Genomic DNA, 464 nt, shown 5'->3' on the forward strand with positions numbered 1-464 from the left:
CTTGTCGGTGGTGTAGTCGTAGGCATCGAGCCAGTTCTGCCGCACCACGATCGGGTCGATGGACAGCGAGCGCACCAGGCCAATGAAGCGGCCCAGGTGATAAGCCACCTGCGCATCGCTGGGCTTGTAGGGCGTGGCGGCCTCGCCCACGGCGCGCACCTGGCCCGCGTTGTCCACCTCGATGACGTAGGGCGTGACGATGGACTGCGCCGAACGCCAGACCAGGCCACCGGCCATCAGCACGGCCAAGGTGAGGCAGCCGAAGGCCATGAAACGCCAGTTCTTCGCCTGCACGCGGGCTGAGCCGATACGCTCGTCCCAGACCTGGCTCGCGGCTTGGTACGGAGTGGCGGGCTGTGGCGTGTCGGCGTAGCGCACCTGGGGTCGTTTGAATCGCATGGGGTTCTCCTTGAGGATCAGGAATCGGAATCGCGCAGGCTCGGGCCTTGGCTGGAGCTGCCGCC

The 464-nt window shown here is 66.6% G+C and carries 1 protein-coding gene; it reads right to left on the reverse strand.

The genetic code is table 11. The annotated features are described in order from the left end of the window. The coding region (gene trbF, locus JZ791_RS44250) for a conjugal transfer protein TrbF (protein ID WP_254207396.1) at positions 1-399 on the reverse strand (399 nt) is incomplete at its 3' end. Between the last annotated feature and the right edge of the window lie 65 nt (positions 400-464).

It is taken from the genome of Nocardia alni (assembly GCF_019038435.1).
Classification (GTDB): Bacteria; Actinomycetota; Actinomycetes; order Mycobacteriales; family Mycobacteriaceae; genus Nocardia; species Nocardia alni.